Raw genomic sequence first — 17,526 nt, 5'->3', positions numbered from 1 at the left:
GCTGACGCTAAGCAGGCCGTCTCCAAGGTTCAAATCACGAATGAATGCTCTAGCCCGCTGTGCCGCAGGCCTGCTGCTCAGCACAATCTGTTTGCCCTTCGCCGCATTGGCTGCCGACCCACAACCCACCACCGAATTCACGCTGGACAACGGCCTGAAGGTCGTCGTGCGTGAAGATCACCGCGCACCGGTCGTGGTCTCGCAGGTCTGGTACAAGGTTGGCTCCAGCTACGAGACGCCTGGCCAGACGGGCCTGTCCCATGCGCTGGAACACATGATGTTCAAGGGCAGCTCGAAGGCGGGTCCCGGCGAAGCATCACTGATCCTGCGCGACCTCGGCGCCGAAGAGAACGCCTTCACCAGCGACGACTACACCGCTTATTACCAGGTCCTGGCTCGTGATCGACTGGCGGTTGCCTTCGAACTGGAAGCCGACCGCATGGCCACCCTGCGCCTGCCGCCTGAAGAGTTCGCCCGGGAAATCGAAGTCATCAAGGAAGAGCGCCGCCTGCGCACCGATGACAAGCCGAACGCCAAGGCCTACGAGCGCTTCAAGGCCATCGCCTACCCCGCCAGCGGCTACCACACGCCGACCATTGGCTGGATGGCGGACCTTGAGCGCATGAAGGTCGAGGAGCTGCGCCACTGGTATGAATCCTGGTACGTCCCCAACAACGCCACGCTGGTGGTGGTGGGCGACGTGAAGCCCGATGAGGTTAAGGCCCTGGCTGAGCGCTTCTTCGGCCCGGTTCCGCGCCGCGATGTACCGCCCTCGAAAAAGCCGCTGGAGCTGGCCGAACCTGGCCTGCGTCAGATCACCGTGCATGTCGCCACGCAGATGCCGAGCCTGATGTATGGCTTCAACGTGCCGAGCCTGGCCACCGCCACCGATCCACAGTCAGTCAACGCACTGCGCCTGATTTCGGCCTTGCTCGACGGTGGCTACAGCGCGCGCATTCCGACCCGCCTGGAGCGCGGCGAAGAACTGGTGACCGGCGCTTCGTCCGACTACGACGCCTACACCCGCGGCGACAGCCTGTTCACCCTCAGCGCCACACCCAATCAACAGAAGAAGAAAACCCTCGCCGACGCTGAAGCCGGTATCTGGCGCCTGCTCGACGAGCTGAAAACCAAGCCGCCCGCCAAGGAAGAGCTGGAGCGGGTCCGGGCCCAGGTGATCGCCGGGTTGGTCTATGAGCGCGATTCCATTACCAGTCAGGCCAGCACCATTGGCGAACTGGAAACAGTGGGCCTGTCCTGGAAGCTCATCGATCAGGAACTGGCAGCGCTGCAAAGCGTGACGCCGGAAGACATCCAGAAAGCCGCCCGTACTTACTTCACCCGCGAGCGCCTCGCCGTTGCGCATGTTTTGCCTGAGGAGAAAGCCCAATGAGCCAGCGCAACGAATCCCGCTTTGCGCGAACCCGGGCCTGCTCATTCGCACTCGCCGTAACGCTTGGTCTGTTAGGTGCCCCATGGGCGATGGCAGAGACCGCCGCCGAAGTCCCGAAAGCCATCGACAAGGCGGCCAGTACGCTGGAGTCCCTGAAGGAACTGGACGGTAAAGCGCCGGCGCGCCGTTCGCTGAACATCCAGTCGTGGAAAACCGCCGAAGGCGCTCGCGTGCTCTTTGTTGAAGCCCATGAGCTGCCAATGTTCGACATGCGCCTGCTGTTCGCAGCCGGTAGCAGTCAGGATGGCGCCAACCCCGGCATCGCGCTGGTCACCAACGCGATGCTCAACGAAGGCATCAAAGGCAAGAACGTCAGCGCCATCGCCGAAGGTTTCGAAGGGCTGGGCGCTGATTTCGGCAACGGCTCGTATCGCGACATGGCAATCGCTTCGCTGCGCAGCCTGAGCGCCGCCGACAAACGCGAGCCCGCGTTGAAACTGTTTGCCGACGTGGTGGGCAAACCGACGTTCCCGGCGGACTCGCTGGCGCGAATCAAAAACCAGTTGCTGGCGGGCTTTGAATATCAGAAGCAAAACCCGGGCAAGCTGGCAGGCGACGAGCTGTTCAAGCGGTTGTACGGCGATCATCCCTACGCGCACCCGAGCATGGGCACGGCCAAAAGCATTGCGCCTTTGACCTTGGCTCAACTGAAGGCCTTTCATGCCAAGGCCTACGCCGCTGGCAACGCAGTGATCGCGTTGGTTGGCGACCTGACGCGCGCAGAAGCCGAAGCGGTAGCAACCCAAGTGTCCGCCGCGCTGCCGAAAGGCCCGGCGCTGGCACAAACCGTTGCCCCGACCGAGCCCAAGCCGAGTGAAACCCACATCGAGTTCCCGTCCAAGCAGACGCACCTGATGCTGGCTGAGCTGGGCATTACCCGAGGCGACCCTGACTACGCGGCCCTGTCACTGGGCAACTCGATCCTCGGTGGCGGCGGCTTCGGCAGCCGCCTGATGACCGAAGTCCGGGAAAAACGCGGCCTGACCTACGGTGTGTCTTCAGGCTTCACGCCGATGCAGGCACAGGGTCCGTTCATGATCAGCCTGCAGACACGGGCCGAACTGAGCGAAAACACCCTGAAGCTGGTCAAGGACATCACCCGTGACTTCCTTGCCAACGGCCCGACCCAGAAAGAGCTCGACGATGCCAAGCGCGAACTGGCCGGCAGCTTTCCTCTGGCGACCGCCAGCAATGCGGCCATCGTTGGCCAACTGGGCGCGGTCGGCTTCTATAATCTGCCGCTGACCTACCTTGAAGATTTCATGACGCAGTCCCAGAGCGTGACGGTCGAACAGATCAAGACCGTGATGAAAAAACATCTGGACGCTGACAAGCTGGTGATCGTGACCGCAGGTCCGACCGTCCCGCAGAAGCCGCTGCCACCCCCTACCGACAAACCCGCTGAGCAACCGCTCGGCGTTCCGGAGCACTGATGACCTCGACTTCCAAGCCGCCGCGTATCCACAAAGGGCACAAAATCCACACGGGCCTCGGCCAACTGCGGATCATCGGCGGCGAATGGCGCAGTCGGCGTCTGAGTTTCCCTGACGCCCCCGGTCTGCGCCCGACGCCGGACCGTGTGCGGGAAACCCTGTTCAACTGGCTGGCGCCGTACATCGAGGGCGCGCGCGTCCTCGATCCGTTCGCCGGCAGCGGCGCGCTGTACCTTGAAGCCCTGTCGCGCGGCGCCAGCATGGGCCTGGCGCTGGACACCAACTCGATGGCGATCTCCAGCCTGCGCGAACACCTCGGCACGCTGCGTTGCACCGTCGGCAAAACCGCGACGGGCGACGCACTCCGACATCTGGAAACCCAGCCGGCTGAACAGTTCGACGTGGTCTTCCTCGACCCGCCGTTCCACCAGGATTTGCTGATGCCTGCGTGCACGTTGCTGGAAGAGCGCAACTGGCTGGCGGACAGCGCGTGGATCTACACCGAAAGCGAGACCGCGCCGTCGACGCTGGGCATGCCTGCCAACTGGCGCCTGCACCGTGAGAAGAAAGCCGGTCAGGTTCACTACGCGGTGTGGGAACGAAGTGCCGTCGCGAGCTGACCTTCCCGTGTTCGTCCCGGCCTTCGGCCTGGGCAACCCGCACTTGCAGACGCTGTGGGGACCGCTCTGGCGTCCGACCACGCACCTCGAGCGTCGGCGCGAGCGCATCTGGCTGGAAGACGGCGATTTCCTTGACATGGACTGGCACGGACCGCACGACGCAAACGTGCCGGTCGTGCTCGTGCTGCACGGTCTGACCGGCTCGTCCAACTCCCCCTATGTCGCCGGGCTGCAGCACGCCATGGAAAAACGCGGCTGGGCGAGCGTCGCCCTCAATTGGCGAGGTTGCTCGGGGGAGCCAAACCTGTTGCCCCGCAGCTATCACTCGGGGGCCAGTGAAGACCTTGCCGCCGTAATCGATCATCTGCGCAAGGCAAGACCGTTGGCGCCGCTTTACGCGGTCGGGTATTCCCTCGGCGGCAACATCTTGCTCAAGCACCTCGGCGAAACCGGGCTCGACAGCCACCTGCAAGGCGCTGCGGCGGTGTCGGTGCCCTTTAGGCTGGACGAATGCGCCGACCGGATCGGGCTGGGCTTCTCCAAAGTCTATCAACGCCATTTCATGCGCGAGATGGTCGGCTACATCAAGGACAAGCAGCGACGCTTTCAGCATGAAGGACTCAGCGACGGCCTGGCAGAACTGGCGGCGCTGGGTTCGCTTAAAGACATGCGCACGTTCTGGGATTTCGACGGGCGCGTGACAGCGCCGCTCAATGGATTCGTCGACGCCCATGATTACTACCGCCGCGCCTCCAGTCGGTACTTCCTCGGCGCCATCCGCACGCCCACCCTGCTGATTCAATCCCTTGATGACCCGTTCGTGTTCAAGCACAGCCTGCCTGAAGCCTCTGAGCTGTCGTCCAGCACCGCGTTCGACCTGCAGAAAAAAGGCGGGCATGTGGGTTTTGTCGGCGGCACGATCAGAAAGCCGACGTATTACCTGGAGCAGCGGATTCCGGCGTGGCTGGCGGACGTCCATGGCGCGCAGATAAACCGCTAACGTCTGCACGATCGTTCAAGACACTTATGCGCCGCCCGCTTACCATCCGGGGCATAAGGAGAAAAACCATGTCCCGTCACCCATTCTTCGTCCGCGGCCTCCGCGACAGCGTGCCCATGCTGGTCGGCATTGCACCGTTCGGCATTATCTTCGGCACCCTCGCCGGTGTGGGCGGGCTGACGTTATGGCAGGCCGTCGGCATGTCGACGTTCGTTTACGCAGGGTCGGCGCAATTCATCGTCATCAGCCTGATGGGCGCCGGGGCCAGCGCGGTGGTGATTCTGTTGACGACCTTCATCGTCAATCTGCGCCACGTGCTGTACAGCGCCACCCTGCAGCCACAGGTTCAGGGATTGCCACAGCGCTGGCGACTGCTGCTGGCGTTCTGGCTGACAGACGAAACCTTCGCGATCGTCCAACGCCACTACCTGGTCCACGGCCGGACGCCACTCGCACATTGGTACTGGCTGGGTGTCGCGAGTTCGCTGTATGCCTGCTGGGTCAGCAGCTCGCTGGTGGGCGTGCTGTTTGGTCAGGCTTTTCCCGATATGGCCAGCTGGGGCCTGGAGTTCGCGATGCTGGCGACCTTCATAGGCATCGTCGTGCCCCTGCTGCGCAACCAGCCGCAGATTGCCGCCGCGTTGGTCGCCGGCGCAGTTGCCCTGCTGACGTGGTCGTGGCCCTACAAGCTGGGGCTCATGGCCGCAGCCTTCAGTGGCATCACGGCGGGGGTGCTTCTGGAAAGACGGCAGCCAGAAAGGCAGGACGACATGCACCCGGACGAGGTGCGCCCGGACGAGGCGCGCCCATGACGTACTGGTGGCTGATTATGGGCATGGCTGCGATCACTTTTCTGATGCGCTACAGCCTGTTCGCCTGGCCGAACCTGCGTTTCTCGCCGCTGGTGCGCCAAGGCCTGCATTACGTACCCACCGCCGTGCTGACGGCCATCGTCGTGCCTGGCATGTTGCTGCCCGACGGCGCGCATTGGCAGCTGTCCCTGGACAACGCCTATTTGCTGGCCGGGATCGTGTCGATTGGCATTGCGGCCATGAGCCGCAATCTCCTGGCGACCATCGGCGGCGGGTTGCTGGTGTTCTTCTTGCTGCGCTGGGCGATGGGGCAGATGTGAGGCACACACGCCGCCACCTCAGTCCCCGGTCGCGACGCCCCGCTGCGGATCATTGATCCACTCGCTCCAGGAGCCCGCGTACAGCGCCCCCAGTGGATACCCGGCGAGGGCCAGGGCAAACAGGTTGTGACAGGCCGTCACGCCGGAACCGCAATAAGCGACCAGCGCTTCTGCAGGGCGACCTTGCAGCGCCTCGGCAAACCGCTGCTTCAGCTGCTCCGGTGGGAGAAACCGGCCATCCGGCCCGAGGTTGTCGGTGAATGCCGCGCACTGCGCGCCCGGAATGTGCCCCGCGATAGGATCGATGGGCTCGACCTCACCCCGGAACCGCGCGGGTGCACGCGCATCGATCAGCGTCATGGCGGGATCGCCGATGCGGGCCTTTAGCTGCCCGGCCGTCAGCACCATCGCGTCATCCGGCACGCCGTCGAACGAACCCTCGGGCTGATGCGGCGGATCAAGACTCAGCGGTAGACCCGCCCCATGCCAGGCCTTTAGCCCGCCATCGAGCACAAAAACGCCGTCGCGCTTGCCCAGCCACGCCAGCAACCACCAGGCTCGGGCGGCATAAGCACCCGGGCCATCGTCGTACAGCACGATGTCGCTCTGATCGTTCACACCCCAGAAGCGCAAGCGCTCGATCAGCCGCTGGGGATCCGGCAGCGGGTGGCGACCGGTGACACCTTTGGTGATGGACCCACTGAGGTCATTGAGCAAATCAGCGTAAGAAGCCCCTTCGATATGGCCCTCTGCGTAGCTGCGCTGGCCGTAGTCCAGATCGTCCAGCGACGAACGACAATCCAGTATCACTAGCCCGGGCTGTGTCAGGCGTTCTGACAATTGTTGCGGGCTGATCAATTGCGCGATGGACATGACAGGCTCCTGCAGGCAGTAAAAAATGGCGATATGACAATCAGTTCAGACAGCCAGGCTGATTCAGCCGGCGTCTTCCAGTGCCTTGGCCAATGGCACATAAAACTCCGCGCACAGCGCATTCACCGCTTCCCGTGCCTGGGGCGTCACGTAGGCCAGTTCCAGCATCAGCACCTGATAGACCCCGCGACGAATCGCGTCCTCATTCAGGTGCGCGGCGTTTTCCCGCGTGGTGCACAGAAAACGTACCCATGACGTGAGGATGATCCAGGCATTGAGCGTCAGCGATTCGATCTGCACCTTGTCCATGCTCAGAATCTGCGCGTCGACAAAGCCGCCGTAAATGGACATCGCCTTGATCAGGCAGTGTTGGGAAAAGCGTCGGTAGCGCACCGCCAGCTCTGGATCGGTTTCAAGCAGATGCTCGAGGTCGCGGTGCAGAAACCGATAGCGCCACATGCCGTCGAGAATCGCCATCAAGTAATGGCGCTTGTCTTCAACACCCGGCAGGCGACCCTTGGGCGGGTGCAGAAAGCTGTCGACCAGCGTTTCGTATTCAGTGAACAACTCGGCGATGATCGCCTGCTTGTTGGGGAAGTGGTAGTACAGATTGCCGGGCGACATTTCCATGTGCGCAGCGATGTGATTGGTGCTGACGCTGCGCTCGCCCTGCTGATTGAACAGCTCCAGGCTGCTGTGCACGATGCGTTCACGGGTGTTGATGCGTACGGTTTTGATGCGCGGCGCCATGTTCAACTCGAACGTCGAAACGTAACAGGGATGTGCCGGATCTTAACGCAAGCGTTGGGCCCGTTGCAGACTTCATCGCTCCAGGGCAGTCGCCAGCCTGATCCGAACCACCGCTGCGACGCCGATACCCAGCCCGGCTGCCGCCAGCATGTTGATCAAGATGACGCCGCGCAGCCCGATCGGCGCTGTCAGTATCCCGACGAGCAGACCGGCCAGCGGTTGCGACAGGTTGTTCAGCAGTGTGATGACGCCCACGGTCTTGCCGAAGTCGCGCGCCGGGATGACCCGCTGACGGATGCTGCGCATGTACACGTTGAACATCTTGTCGAAGCCGACGATCAGCAGAAAGCCGACAAGGTAGACCTCGGATGACGCGCTCGTGGCGGTAATGAACGCCCCCAGCAGCAAGGCAATGTATGACATCGCACCGAGCAGTTTCAGCGGCAGGCTGACACGTGCCAGGACAAACAGAATCCCTATGGTCAGCAAGGCGCCCGCCGCCTGCAGCCCAGCGTAGTAATTTTTGCTCTCACTGAATGAGCCGATGACCATCGCCGCCGAGCTGGCCAGCGTGACACCGACGATCAGGTTGACGCCGACCGCCAGCAAAATGATCTTCTTCAGCTCGGCCAATCGGAAGATGTGTCCGAAGGCGATTTTCAACGGCTGTGTCCAGCGGCCTACGTCCTGATCGAACCGCTCCAGCGTAATATTGCTGTTGCGCTGCCAGACTCGCATGGCGAGATCCGCCGCGACGAAAACCAGCGCCACGCCGATGACAACGCCCCACCACGGGCAGATTTCCAGCGCCAGCGCCGCCAGCAAAGGCCCGAGCACCAGGCCGGTCTGGTCGGCAATCTGTGAGTAGGACAGCGTCTTGCCGTAGCGGTAATCCGGGAAAATATGCGGCATCACCACTTCCCGGGCCATGATCCCCTGGGTGGTCAGGACGCCACAGACCGCCGACAGGATGATCAGCCAGTAGATCCCGCCAAACAGGCCATATAGCCCCATTGCGGCCAGGCAGATAACAGCCCGGTAAACCTGACTGATGTGCAGCAGCCGGATGGGCGAGTATTTATCGCAAAGCGCGCCGCAAACCGGGAATGCAAGGAAGCGCGGCAATGTCTCGACGAAGAACGCCAGCCCCGCCAGGGAAGCGCTGTTGGTGGTCTGGAAAACAATCAGCGGCACCAGAAACAGGAGCACCTGATCGGCGAGACGGGACAGGAAAAGGGAAAGAAAAAACGCCAGATAGTCCGTGCGCATTGAGACTCCGTGTCAGGTGGTGCGGGGCGGCAGTTCAGTTTTTGCCCGGACAGTCTGGCGTGCGCCTGCGAGCGAATGCAAGGGCCGTTGACTTCATAGAGCAATGACTCTAAAAGCACTGAATAACTTCAACAAGGACCGCCGCGATGCCCGTCGACTCTAATCTTCTGCCATATGCAGACGATGCTCCTTGCCCGCGCCGCCATCTGGAGCAGGTATTCGACGAACAACGACGCGCATTCGCCGCCAATCCGATGCCGGCCCTGCAAGAGCGCAAACAATGGCTCGATCGCTTGCACACGCTGCTCAGCAGCGAGCGCCAGGCGATCATTGAGGCAATCAACGCTGATTTCAGCCACCGCAGCGCCGACGAAACGCTTCTCGCCGAGCTGATGCCCTGCCTGCACAACATCCGTCACGCACAGCGTCATTTGAAGAAATGGATGCGGCCCTCCCGCCGAAGCGTCGGCATGGCGTTCCAGCCCGCCAGCGCCAAAGTCGTTTACCAGCCATTGGGCTTGATCGGCGTGGTGGTGCCGTGGAATTACCCGCTGTACCTGGCCATCGGGCCGCTGGTGGGCGCACTGGCGGCGGGTAACCGCGTGATGCTCAAGCTCAGCGAGTCCACGCCCGCCACCGGCGCGTTGCTGAAAAGCCTGCTGGCGCGGGTGTTTGCGGAAGATCACGTCGGCGTTGTGCTGGGCGAGGCGGAGGTTGGAGTGGCTTTTTCGAGGTTGCCGTTTGATCACTTATTGTTCACGGGCGCCACCAGCGTCGGGCGGCATGTCATGCGCGCGGCGGCGGACAACCTCACGCCGGTGACGCTGGAGCTGGGCGGAAAATCCCCCGCCATCGTGTCCCGCGACGTACCGCTCAAGGACGCCGCCGAGCGCATCGCTTTCGGCAAAACCCTCAACGCCGGACAAACCTGCGTGGCTCCCGACTACGTGCTGGTGCCCAAGGATCGCGTTGACGAATTCGTCGAATCCTACAAGGAGGCGGTCACACGGTTTTATCCGACATTGACGGATAACCCGGACTACACCGCGATCATCAATCAGCGGCATGTCGCACGCCTGAATTCGTATCTCGCCGACGCGCAAGCCAAAGGTGCTCGCGTGATTCAGCTATTCCCCGAGGGGCAGGACAGGAGGATGCCGTTCAGCCTGATTCTGGATGTGAGCGACGACATGCTGATCATGCAGGACGAGATCTTCGGCCCGCTGCTGCCGATCGTGCCCTACGACCAGATCGAGCAGGCGTTCGCCTACATCAATCAGCGGCCCAGGCCACTGGCGCTGTACTACTTCGGCTACGAACGGCATGAACAGAGCCGCGTGCTGGAGCAGACGCATTCGGGCGGCGTCTGCTTGAATGACACCCTGCTCCATGTCGCCCAGGACGACTTGCCTTTCGGCGGCATCGGCGCGTCAGGCATGGGCCATTACCACGGACACGAGGGGTTTTTGACGTTTAGTCATGCCAAAGGCGTGTTGATCAAACAGCGGTTCAACGCGGCGCGGCTGCTCTACCCGCCCTATGGAAAGGCGATCCAGACGCTGATTCAGCGGCTGTTCGTGCGCTGATGCGCTTGCGAATTCTGACTGACCTAACGCCCCGTGCATTGGGCTGGCTGTGGAACATTGTTGGACTGGCTTTAGCCGGGAAGGCGTCTCGCGCTGCACCGCAAAGCTTCCCACTCCACTCCTCGGCAGCTTGGCCCGCTCAGCCTGCTGCGCTACCATCCAGTCCCCAACGAACTCCGACCAGGACGACGCGATGAACCGAGTGTTGTACCCCGGCACCTTCGACCCTATTACCAAGGGTCATGGCGATCTGGTCGAGCGCGCCTCGCGCCTGTTCGATCAAGTGGTCATCGCCGTCGCCGCCAGCCCCAAGAAAAACCCCCTGTTCCCGCTGGAGCAACGTGTTGCGCTCGCCCGCGAAGCGACCAAGCACCTGCACAACGTGGAAGTCGTAGGATTCTCGACACTGCTGGCGCACTTCGCCCAGGAACAGAACGCCAACATCCTGCTGCGCGGCCTGCGTGCGGTGTCGGATTTCGAGTATGAATTTCAGCTCGCCAACATGAACAAGCAACTGGCCCCGGACATCGAGAGTCTTTTTCTTACGCCGTCGGAACGCTATTCGTTCATTTCATCTACGCTGGTCAGGGAAATCGCAGCGCTGGGCGGTGATATCACCAAATTCGTCCACCCCGCCGTGGCCCAGGCGCTGAGCGAACGTTTCAAAGCCTGAGGCCTTGCGTCGAGGTAAGGTGCATACCGAGCGCTAATGCGGCACAATTCGCCGCATTCGTTTTGATATGCCCCGGTGTCGACCGTGGCAGGAGTATCCATGTCCCTGATCATCACCGACGATTGCATCAACTGCGACGTCTGCGAACCCGAGTGCCCGAACGAAGCGATTTCCCAGGGTGAAGAGATCTACGTGATCAATCCCAACCTGTGCACCGAATGCGTCGGCCACTATGACGAGCCGCAGTGCCAGCAAGTCTGCCCCGTGGATTGCATCCCGCTGGATGAAAACCATGTGGAGAGCAAGGACGAGCTCATGGCCAAGTACAACCTGATCACCAGCAAGGCATAACCGAACGCATATCCTGTCGGCATACGTGCTTTCGCCGAAGACACTGGCTTATAACGCCCGTTGAATTGAGCGAGATACGCATGATCTCTATGCTGGAACGGATACCTGTTTTGTCAGGCGCAGTGTTTCTGCTGTGCGCTTTTTCGGCCCAGGCCAGCCCCGATCACCCCGATCAGGCTGCCATCGCCAGCCCGCATCCCATTGCCACCGCCGCCGGCCGGGAAATCCTGGTGGATGGCGGCAACGCATTCGATGCCGCCATTGCCATCAGTGCCACGCTCGCCGTCGTTGAACCTTACGGGTCGGGCCTCGGCGGCGGCGGGTTTTTCCTGCTGCGCCAATCCGGCGACCCCGTTCAGTATCAGTTTCTCGACGCGCGCGAAAAGGCGCCGCTCAAATCAAAACCCAAAATGTTCCACCGCAACGGGATCCTCCAGCCGGACCTGTCCCTTAACGGACCACTGGCGGCCGCGATTCCCGGGCTTCCCGCGGCATTGGTCGAGCTCGCCGAGCGCTATGGCCGATTGCCGCTTTCGATCTCGCTGGCGCCCGCCATCCGGGTCGCCTACCGCGGCTTCAAAGTGGACAGCGTTTATCGCGAGCGCGCCAGTTGGCGGCTGTTCGCGTTGCGCAACAACAAAGAGAGCGCGCGCCTGTTCCTGCGCAACAACGACGTGCCGAATCTGGGTGACGTCATCACCCAGCCTGAGCTGGCGCAAACCCTGGGGCGCCTTGCCGATAATGGCCGCGCCGGGTTCTACAGTGGCTTGGTGGCGCAGGCGATGGTCAGTGGGGTGCGTCGCGCCGGCGGTATCTGGAATTACCATGATTTCGAAGAATATGAAGTCATCACGCGAACGCCTCTGCGCTTTCAGATGGCCGATCAACGGGAACTGATCAGCGCACCGCCGCCCTCGGCAGGTGGCATTGCACTGGCGCAAAGCCTGTCGATGCTGCAACAGCTGCCGTGGCGGGGGTCGGAGAACATTCAGCGGGCGCATTTTGTGATTGAGGCGCTTCGCCGTGCGTATCGTGATCGCGTGCTGCTGGGCGACCCGGACTTCGTGCCCAACCCGGTGGCTCAACTCCTGTCCACCGACTACTTGCTGCAGCTGACCACCAGCATCGATCCCCACCGCGCCACGCCCAATAACACCCTGCCCCCCGCGCCGCGCTGGCGTGAGGGCGACAACACCAGCCATTTCGCCGTACTGGACAACGAAGGCAACGCCGTGACGGCGACACTGTCGCTAAACCTGCCCTTCGGCTCAGCGTTTACCGTGCCCGGCACCGGGATCATCCTCAACGATGAGATGGACGACTTTGCCATAGACCCCAAAGGTCAGGGCAACTCGGCCTCAGCCGGCGGACACGCCAATGCCATCGAGCCGGGCAAGCGACCGATCTCAAGCATGAGCCCGAGCTTCATCGAAGGCCCGCAATCACTCGCTGCCTTCGGTACCCCGGGCGGCAGCCGCATCCCCAGCATGGTGCTGCTGTCGATGCTGCAGTATCTGGACGAGCAGCCGATTGCCAACTGGGCATCAACGCCGCGCTACCACCACCAGTACACGCCGGATGTGGTGGAGTACGAGCCGGAGACATTCACGGAGCAGGAACTGGCGGACCTGCGCGAGCGCGGTTACGCGCTGAAGGAGACGGCGAAGGATTTCGGCAATCAGCAGGTGCTGTTATGGCACAAGAACAGTGCCCGGGTCGAAGCGGCCAGTGACCCGCGTGGCATTGGCGTATCGACGACTTTCAAACCCGGTGACGCGCTGAAGCTGATGCGCGCCTGCGCCGATCAGTCCTGCTTGCCATAACCGTCGCCGGTGCAACCCAGGCAGCGGACGAATGCCGCCTTGCCCGGATCCACCACCAGCGCCTTGCCGGTTCGGCCAATGCCGCCGCCGGCGGCGGTAAACGGCAGTGCAACCACGAACAACCCGGCGCCGATGATGGTGGCAGCAATGAGAATCGGCCGCGCGATCAGCAGGTCGCCGATCATCGCGTAGGCGGGAGGGCTTTCGATTTCGTAGACGGGGTCACCACTGCCGGTCGCGTCCTGAGCCAGCGCAGGCGTGAATTGCAAGCCGAAGAACACGGCCAGGGTGGCAGCAAGCATGCGAAACGGGCTCATGGCATGGTCCTTCAAGCTAAGGCAGATATGAAGCTGTTCACTATAAACAGGGCGCGGGCTTACGCAAGGGGCGGCGTGTCTCACTTACAAGACACGCCCTGTAGGAGGGATCGGATAAACCCTCGCGATCCGGGGCAGTCAGCGATCCAGGCCGACGGCTCTGCTGCTGTCTGGAACTACTTCTGGCACTTGGGGCAATAAACACTCGCCCGCTGACCCAACTTCACTTCTCGCAGCGTGGTCCCGCACACCTTGCACGGTTCCTCGCCGCGTCCGTAGGCGAACAGTTCCTGCTGGAAGTAACCGGGCTGGCCGTCCCCGCCGATGAAATCACGCAGCGTGGTACCGCCCCGTTCGATGGCGGCGGCCAGGATGCGTTTGATTTCAATCGCCAGCTTTATATAGCGTGCCTTGGACACGCTCCCGGCGGCGCGGCGCGGATCAATGCCGGCCGCAAACAGGGCCTCGGTTGCATAGATGTTGCCGACGCCCACGACGATCGCGTTGTCCATGATGAACGGCTTGACCGCCATTGCCCGGCCACGGGACAGCTCGAACAGACGCAGCCCGTCGAACACCTCGGTCAGCGGTTCCGGCCCAAGGCGCGCGAGCAATTCATGGTTAAGCGGGTCGAGGCTCCAGAGCATGGCGCCGAAACGCCGAGGGTCGGTGTAGCGCAAGGCCAGGCCGGACTCGAGTTCGATGTCGACGTGCTCGTGTTTGAGCGGCGGCAGACCGGCGTCCACCAGGCGCAGATTACCCGACATGCCGAGGTGGCTGATCAACGTGCCGACCTCCGCCTGGATCAGCAAATACTTGGCACGACGCTCGACAGCAACGATTTTCTGGCCTGACAGGCGCACGTCAAGGTCTTCGGGGATCGGCCAGCGCAGCCGACGATCACGCACAATCACGCGGCTCACGCGCTGGCCCACCAGATGCGGCGCAATGCCCCGGCGGGTGGTTTCGACTTCAGGTAATTCAGGCATGCGGCAGCTCGATGAAGGGCAAGGTCAGGCGCAGGGTCAGTGCGCGCTCAGCTCGCGAATACTTTCCTTGAGGTTTTCGAAGTCGTAGTCGGACAAGCCAACGTAATCGAGAACCAGGGGACCAATGCTGTTCCACTCGTGGTCGACGGGCTCGTTGCCCAATACACGGTGGGATTCGCAGACATGCTCGGCCATCTTCAGCACGGCCAGCATGTTTTTCAGTGGCGCGTTGCGACCCGAGTCGTCCTTGAAAATCGCCAGCGCATTATGATGATTGGCGATCGCATTGCTGACATGTTCAGGCAAACGCCAGGACTTGGCGGTGAAATAACCGACAACGGCGTGGTTGGTGTTCAGCAGCCGGTTCTCGGTGTCGACCACCCGACACTCGGCGGTGGTGTTGGAATACGCCTCTTCGAGCACGCTCATGTAGTCGGGGAAACGCTTGATCATCAGCGGCACGCCGCAGTCATGAAACAGGCCCAGTGCGTAGGATTCGTCGACCGTTTGCGAGCCGATGCGCTTGGCGATCGTCAGACTGGTCATTGCGACGTCCTGGGCGGTGTCCCAGAAACGGTTGAGCACGACGATGGTTTCATCGCTCATCTCGCCCTTGATCGACTGTGCGTTGATCAGGTTGATGACCGAGCGGCTGCCGAGCAGGTTCACCGCCCGTTGGATCGAGGCGATTTTGTTGGTCAGTCCGTAATGGCTGGAATTGACGATTTTCAGCAGCGCGCCGGAGAGCCCCGGATCCTGGGCGATCAACCGGGCGATGGCACCCAAGTCAGGGTCAGGCATGTACTGCTCCATCTGCAAATCCACCATGATTTGCGGCTGGGGCGGAACGCTGATGCCTTGTAACGCCTGCTGGATCTGCTCGGACGTAAGCTCTTGGGACATAACTTCACACTCGGGGTCAGGCCACGATTCTAACCCCTCGCGGCCACGGGTCGACAACTGGATGACGATCCAACGGATCCGACGGACAGCCAGACGGTAATCGACCACGGCGCGCCCGTCAGCGGGTTCACGCGCTATACTCCCGCTCTTTTTTCCGGAGCGACGTCATGTCCCTGCCTAGCTTGCGCCTCAAGCCCAACGCCGATCGCCGTTTGCGCAACGGTCATTTGTGGGTCTACAGCAACGAAATCGACGTCGCTGCCACCCCGCTCAACGGCTTTGCTCCGGGCGCTCAAGCCATTCTGGAAGCTGCGGGCGGCAAGCCGCTGGGCATCGTCGCAATGAGCCCGCAAAACCTGATTTGCGCACGTTTGCTGTCCCGCGACATCAAGCTGCCACTGGACAAGTCGCTGCTGGTTCATCGCCTGAACGTCTGCCTGTCGCTGCGCGAGCGTCTGTTCGACAAGCCGTTTTATCGTCTGGTCTACGGCGACTCCGACCTGTTGCCAGGTTTGGTGGTGGATCGCTTCGGCGACATTCTGGTGGTGCAGCTGGCGTCAGCAGCCATGGAGCAGCTCAAGGACGACGTGCTCGCCGCGCTGATTCAAGTGATCAAGCCGAGGGGCATTCTGCTCAAGAACGACTCCGCCGCGCGCGACGCCGAAGGGCTGAACCGCTACGTTGAAACCGCGTTCGGCCTGGTGCCGGAGTGGGTCGCGCTGGAAGAGAACGGCGTGAAGTTTGAAGCGCCGGTGATGGAAGGCCAGAAGACGGGCTGGTTCTACGACCACCGCATGAACCGCGCGCGCCTGGCACCGTACGCCAAGGGCAAGCGTGTACTGGACCTGTTCAGTTACATCGGCGGCTGGGGCATCCAGGCCGGTGCTTTCGGCGCCAGCGAAGTCTTCTGCGTCGACGCGTCAGCCTTCGCGCTGGACGGTGTGGAGCGTAACGCCGCACTGAACGGCTTCGCGGAAAAGGTCACCTGCATCGAAGGCGACGTGTTTGAGGCGCTGAAGGAACTGAAAGCGGCTGAAGAGCGTTTCGACGTGATCATTGCCGACCCGCCCGCGTTCATCAAACGCAAGAAAGACATGAAGAACGGCGAAGGCGCCTACCGCCGCCTGAACGAGCAAGCCATGCGCCTGCTCAGCAAGGACGGCATTCTGGTCAGCGCTTCCTGCTCAATGCACCTGCCGGAGGACGACCTGCAAAACATCCTCCTGACCAGTGCCCGCCATCTGGACCGCAACATCCAGCTGCTCGAGCGCGGCGGCCAGGGCCCGGACCACCCGGTCCACCCTGCAATCCCCGAAACGCGCTACATCAAAAGCATCACCTGCCGGTTGTTGCCGAACAGCTGATGGCTGATGGCTGATGGCTGATGGCTGATGGCTGATAGCATGACGTAACGAGCCGCCCACTCCTACAGGCCATCTGCAGAACCTGTAGGAGCGTGGCTTGTCCCGCGATCTGCCGGGAACTGGCAGCAAATCAGACGACAGGGACATGTCTGAGTGAATGCGATTGCAGGATTGCTGTCGCTTCGCAACAGATCGCGAGCAAGCTCACTCCTACAGGCGATGCACAGTACCTGTAGGAGTGAGCTTGCTCGCGATTCTGCTTCAAAACCAACTCGCGTCCCACAGCGGATAATCTCCGACCCGTTTGACCAATCCAGCCCTCAACGGATTGGCGACAATGTATCTGGCCATCATCAAAAGATCGTCCTCCCGTCGTAATGCTCTGTCGTGAAAACCCCTCTGCCAGACTTGCCGGTGCGTTCCTCGCGACTGATTGATTGCGCGAGCGCTTCGCGATTTCACTCCCTGTAAAATCCGAGTGAGTTCACCTCCCGTCAGTTCAAGCAGCCAGTGGATGTGGTCGGGCATGATGACCCACGCTAACGAATCTGCCGCCCCCGAGGACTGAGCGGCGCGGAACTCGTTCACAACCAATCGTCCAAGCTTCCAGTCGCTGAAAACCTGCTCCCGGTTATGGGTGACCGACGTGACGAGGTAAATCCGTCCCGACTCCGAAAATCTCCCGCTCCTTAGATATCTTCCACGTGGTAATTCCGGCATTAGTCGCTCCCGTTGGTGATTACCAGGAAGGCTAGAACAGTGCCTGAGGGGTAGACGCCAAACAGAGATTCCGGATGTGTCTGCAAGATCCTTATCGCGAGCAAGCTCACTCCTACAGTGGTTCCGCGCCGAACTTTGCATTCGTGCCGGGACCATTGATCGCTCGAATCAGCGGGCATCTTTGTAGGAGTGAGCTTGCTCGCGATTGAGGTCGGATCCCCCACCGACCCGTTTGGCAATCAGACCGATGAGTCCGCAGCCCCACTTCCC

At 61.7% G+C, this 17,526-nt stretch carries 18 protein-coding genes; 11 read left to right on the top strand and 7 right to left on the bottom strand.

What is annotated here, in order from left to right; all coding sequences use genetic code 11:
* Positions 1-40: 40 nt before the first annotated feature.
* The 6 genes from SLW74_RS24070 to SLW74_RS24045 all read left to right on the top strand — a co-directional run bounded on the left by SLW74_RS24070 (position 41) and on the right by SLW74_RS24045 (position 5,638).
* Positions 41-1,393: a M16 family metallopeptidase gene (locus SLW74_RS24070; protein WP_410930353.1), complete on the top strand. Its 1,353-nt coding sequence runs from the start codon at positions 41-43 to the stop codon at positions 1,391-1,393.
* Positions 1,390-2,886: a M16 family metallopeptidase gene (locus tag SLW74_RS24065; protein WP_410930352.1), complete on the top strand. Its 1,497-nt coding sequence runs from the start codon at positions 1,390-1,392 to the stop codon at positions 2,884-2,886. Before SLW74_RS24070 ends, SLW74_RS24065 begins: the two co-directional genes overlap by 4 nt.
* Positions 2,886-3,506 (top strand): 16S rRNA (guanine(966)-N(2))-methyltransferase RsmD, encoded by a 621-nt coding sequence (gene rsmD / locus SLW74_RS24060; protein WP_065991110.1) that lies wholly within the window; start codon positions 2,886-2,888, stop codon positions 3,504-3,506. Before SLW74_RS24065 ends, rsmD begins: the two co-directional genes overlap by 1 nt.
* Positions 3,507-3,513: 7 nt before the next feature.
* A complete protein-coding gene (locus SLW74_RS24055; RefSeq protein ID WP_141695221.1) occupies positions 3,514-4,506 on the top strand; it encodes a hydrolase in 993 nt (330 codons plus the stop codon).
* 68 nt (positions 4,507-4,574) lie between these two features.
* Entirely contained in the window at positions 4,575-5,318 is a 744-nt protein-coding gene (locus SLW74_RS24050; RefSeq protein WP_410930351.1) for an AzlC family ABC transporter permease, read from the top strand.
* Positions 5,315-5,638: an AzlD domain-containing protein gene (locus SLW74_RS24045; protein WP_369319935.1), complete on the top strand. Its 324-nt coding sequence runs from the start codon at positions 5,315-5,317 to the stop codon at positions 5,636-5,638. Before SLW74_RS24050 ends, SLW74_RS24045 begins: the two co-directional genes overlap by 4 nt.
* 18 nt (positions 5,639-5,656) lie before the next feature.
* Here the strand turns inward: SLW74_RS24045 and SLW74_RS24040 are convergent, their stop codons facing one another.
* From SLW74_RS24040 to SLW74_RS24030, 3 genes are all read right to left on the bottom strand, one after another.
* Entirely contained in the window at positions 5,657-6,511 is an 855-nt protein-coding gene (locus SLW74_RS24040) for a sulfurtransferase (protein ID WP_410930350.1), read from the bottom strand.
* Positions 6,512-6,574: 63 nt separating this feature from the next.
* Positions 6,575-7,261, bottom strand: coding sequence for a TetR/AcrR family transcriptional regulator (locus SLW74_RS24035; RefSeq protein WP_410930349.1), 687 nt, complete (start codon positions 7,259-7,261; stop codon positions 6,575-6,577).
* A gap of 72 nt (positions 7,262-7,333) precedes the next feature.
* A complete protein-coding gene (locus tag SLW74_RS24030; protein WP_410930348.1) occupies positions 7,334-8,530 on the bottom strand; it encodes an MFS transporter in 1,197 nt (398 codons plus the stop codon).
* A gap of 146 nt (positions 8,531-8,676) precedes the next feature.
* Between SLW74_RS24030 and SLW74_RS24025 the strand changes: the two genes are divergently transcribed.
* The 4 genes from SLW74_RS24025 (at position 8,677) to ggt (ending at position 12,963) form a co-directional block, all read left to right on the top strand.
* A complete protein-coding gene (locus tag SLW74_RS24025; RefSeq protein WP_410930347.1) occupies positions 8,677-10,116 on the top strand; it encodes a coniferyl aldehyde dehydrogenase in 1,440 nt (479 codons plus the stop codon).
* Between the two features lie 193 nt (positions 10,117-10,309).
* Positions 10,310-10,789 carry a pantetheine-phosphate adenylyltransferase gene (coaD, locus tag SLW74_RS24020; protein ID WP_065991094.1) on the top strand — a complete coding sequence of 160 codons (480 nt, stop codon included), beginning with the start codon at positions 10,310-10,312 and terminating at the stop codon, positions 10,787-10,789.
* Positions 10,790-10,888: 99 nt separating this feature from the next.
* Positions 10,889-11,140: a YfhL family 4Fe-4S dicluster ferredoxin gene (locus SLW74_RS24015; protein WP_065991092.1), complete on the top strand. Its 252-nt coding sequence runs from the start codon at positions 10,889-10,891 to the stop codon at positions 11,138-11,140.
* An 80-nt stretch (positions 11,141-11,220) separates the two neighbouring features.
* Entirely contained in the window at positions 11,221-12,963 is a 1,743-nt protein-coding gene (ggt, locus tag SLW74_RS24010; RefSeq protein WP_410930346.1) for a gamma-glutamyltransferase, read from the top strand.
* Here the strand turns inward: ggt and SLW74_RS24005 are convergent.
* From SLW74_RS24005 to SLW74_RS23995, 3 genes are all read right to left on the bottom strand, one after another.
* Positions 12,945-13,280, bottom strand: coding sequence for a multidrug transporter (locus SLW74_RS24005; RefSeq protein WP_065991088.1), 336 nt, complete (start codon positions 13,278-13,280; stop codon positions 12,945-12,947). The genes ggt and SLW74_RS24005 overlap by 19 nt on opposite strands.
* A 176-nt stretch (positions 13,281-13,456) precedes the next feature.
* Positions 13,457-14,269, bottom strand: coding sequence for a bifunctional DNA-formamidopyrimidine glycosylase/DNA-(apurinic or apyrimidinic site) lyase (gene mutM / locus SLW74_RS24000; RefSeq protein ID WP_296310354.1), 813 nt, complete (start codon positions 14,267-14,269; stop codon positions 13,457-13,459).
* A 36-nt stretch (positions 14,270-14,305) separates the two neighbouring features.
* The gene (locus SLW74_RS23995) at positions 14,306-15,172 is read right to left on the bottom strand and encodes an HDOD domain-containing protein (RefSeq protein WP_074890184.1); all 867 of its coding nucleotides are present in this window, start codon (positions 15,170-15,172) and stop codon (positions 14,306-14,308) included.
* A 167-nt stretch (positions 15,173-15,339) separates the two neighbouring features.
* Here SLW74_RS23995 and SLW74_RS23990 point away from each other — a divergent pair, with 167 nt between their 5' ends.
* Entirely contained in the window at positions 15,340-16,536 is a 1,197-nt protein-coding gene (locus SLW74_RS23990) for a class I SAM-dependent rRNA methyltransferase (protein WP_065991078.1), read from the top strand.
* 261 nt (positions 16,537-16,797) lie between these two features.
* On the opposite strand, the gene SLW74_RS23985 is transcribed toward SLW74_RS23990, so the two are convergent.
* A complete protein-coding gene (locus SLW74_RS23985) occupies positions 16,798-17,256 on the bottom strand; it encodes an REP-associated tyrosine transposase (protein ID WP_065991076.1) in 459 nt (152 codons plus the stop codon).
* Positions 17,257-17,526: the final 270 nt, after the last annotated feature.

Source organism: Pseudomonas sp. W5-36, assembly GCF_046540455.1.
Classification (GTDB): Bacteria; Pseudomonadota; Gammaproteobacteria; order Pseudomonadales; family Pseudomonadaceae; genus Aquipseudomonas; species Aquipseudomonas graminis_B.
This window is presented reverse-complemented; position numbering and strand designations above follow the sequence as displayed.

Coding starts and splice junctions, on each gene's coding strand:
- SLW74_RS23985 (WP_065991076.1), bottom strand. CDS start 17,256: ATGCCGGAATTACCACGTGGAAGATATCTAAGGAGCGGGAGATTTTCG.
- SLW74_RS24005 (WP_065991088.1), bottom strand. CDS start 13,280: ATGAGCCCGTTTCGCATGCTTGCTGCCACCCTGGCCGTGTTCTTCGGC.
- SLW74_RS24035 (WP_410930349.1), bottom strand. CDS start 7,261: ATGGCGCCGCGCATCAAAACCGTACGCATCAACACCCGTGAACGCATC.
- SLW74_RS24025 (WP_410930347.1), top strand. CDS start 8,677: ATGCCCGTCGACTCTAATCTTCTGCCATATGCAGACGATGCTCCTTGC.
- SLW74_RS24040 (WP_410930350.1), bottom strand. CDS start 6,511: ATGTCCATCGCGCAATTGATCAGCCCGCAACAATTGTCAGAACGCCTG.
- SLW74_RS24070 (WP_410930353.1), top strand. CDS start 41: ATGAATGCTCTAGCCCGCTGTGCCGCAGGCCTGCTGCTCAGCACAATC.
- SLW74_RS24050 (WP_410930351.1), top strand. CDS start 4,575: ATGTCCCGTCACCCATTCTTCGTCCGCGGCCTCCGCGACAGCGTGCCC.
- SLW74_RS23995 (WP_074890184.1), bottom strand. CDS start 15,172: ATGTCCCAAGAGCTTACGTCCGAGCAGATCCAGCAGGCGTTACAAGGC.
- SLW74_RS24030 (WP_410930348.1), bottom strand. CDS start 8,530: ATGCGCACGGACTATCTGGCGTTTTTTCTTTCCCTTTTCCTGTCCCGT.
- SLW74_RS24045 (WP_369319935.1), top strand. CDS start 5,315: ATGACGTACTGGTGGCTGATTATGGGCATGGCTGCGATCACTTTTCTG.
- mutM (WP_296310354.1), bottom strand. CDS start 14,269: ATGCCTGAATTACCTGAAGTCGAAACCACCCGCCGGGGCATTGCGCCG.
- SLW74_RS24065 (WP_410930352.1), top strand. CDS start 1,390: ATGAGCCAGCGCAACGAATCCCGCTTTGCGCGAACCCGGGCCTGCTCA.
- SLW74_RS23990 (WP_065991078.1), top strand. CDS start 15,340: ATGTCCCTGCCTAGCTTGCGCCTCAAGCCCAACGCCGATCGCCGTTTG.
- SLW74_RS24015 (WP_065991092.1), top strand. CDS start 10,889: ATGTCCCTGATCATCACCGACGATTGCATCAACTGCGACGTCTGCGAA.
- ggt (WP_410930346.1), top strand. CDS start 11,221: ATGATCTCTATGCTGGAACGGATACCTGTTTTGTCAGGCGCAGTGTTT.
- rsmD (WP_065991110.1), top strand. CDS start 2,886: ATGACCTCGACTTCCAAGCCGCCGCGTATCCACAAAGGGCACAAAATC.
- coaD (WP_065991094.1), top strand. CDS start 10,310: ATGAACCGAGTGTTGTACCCCGGCACCTTCGACCCTATTACCAAGGGT.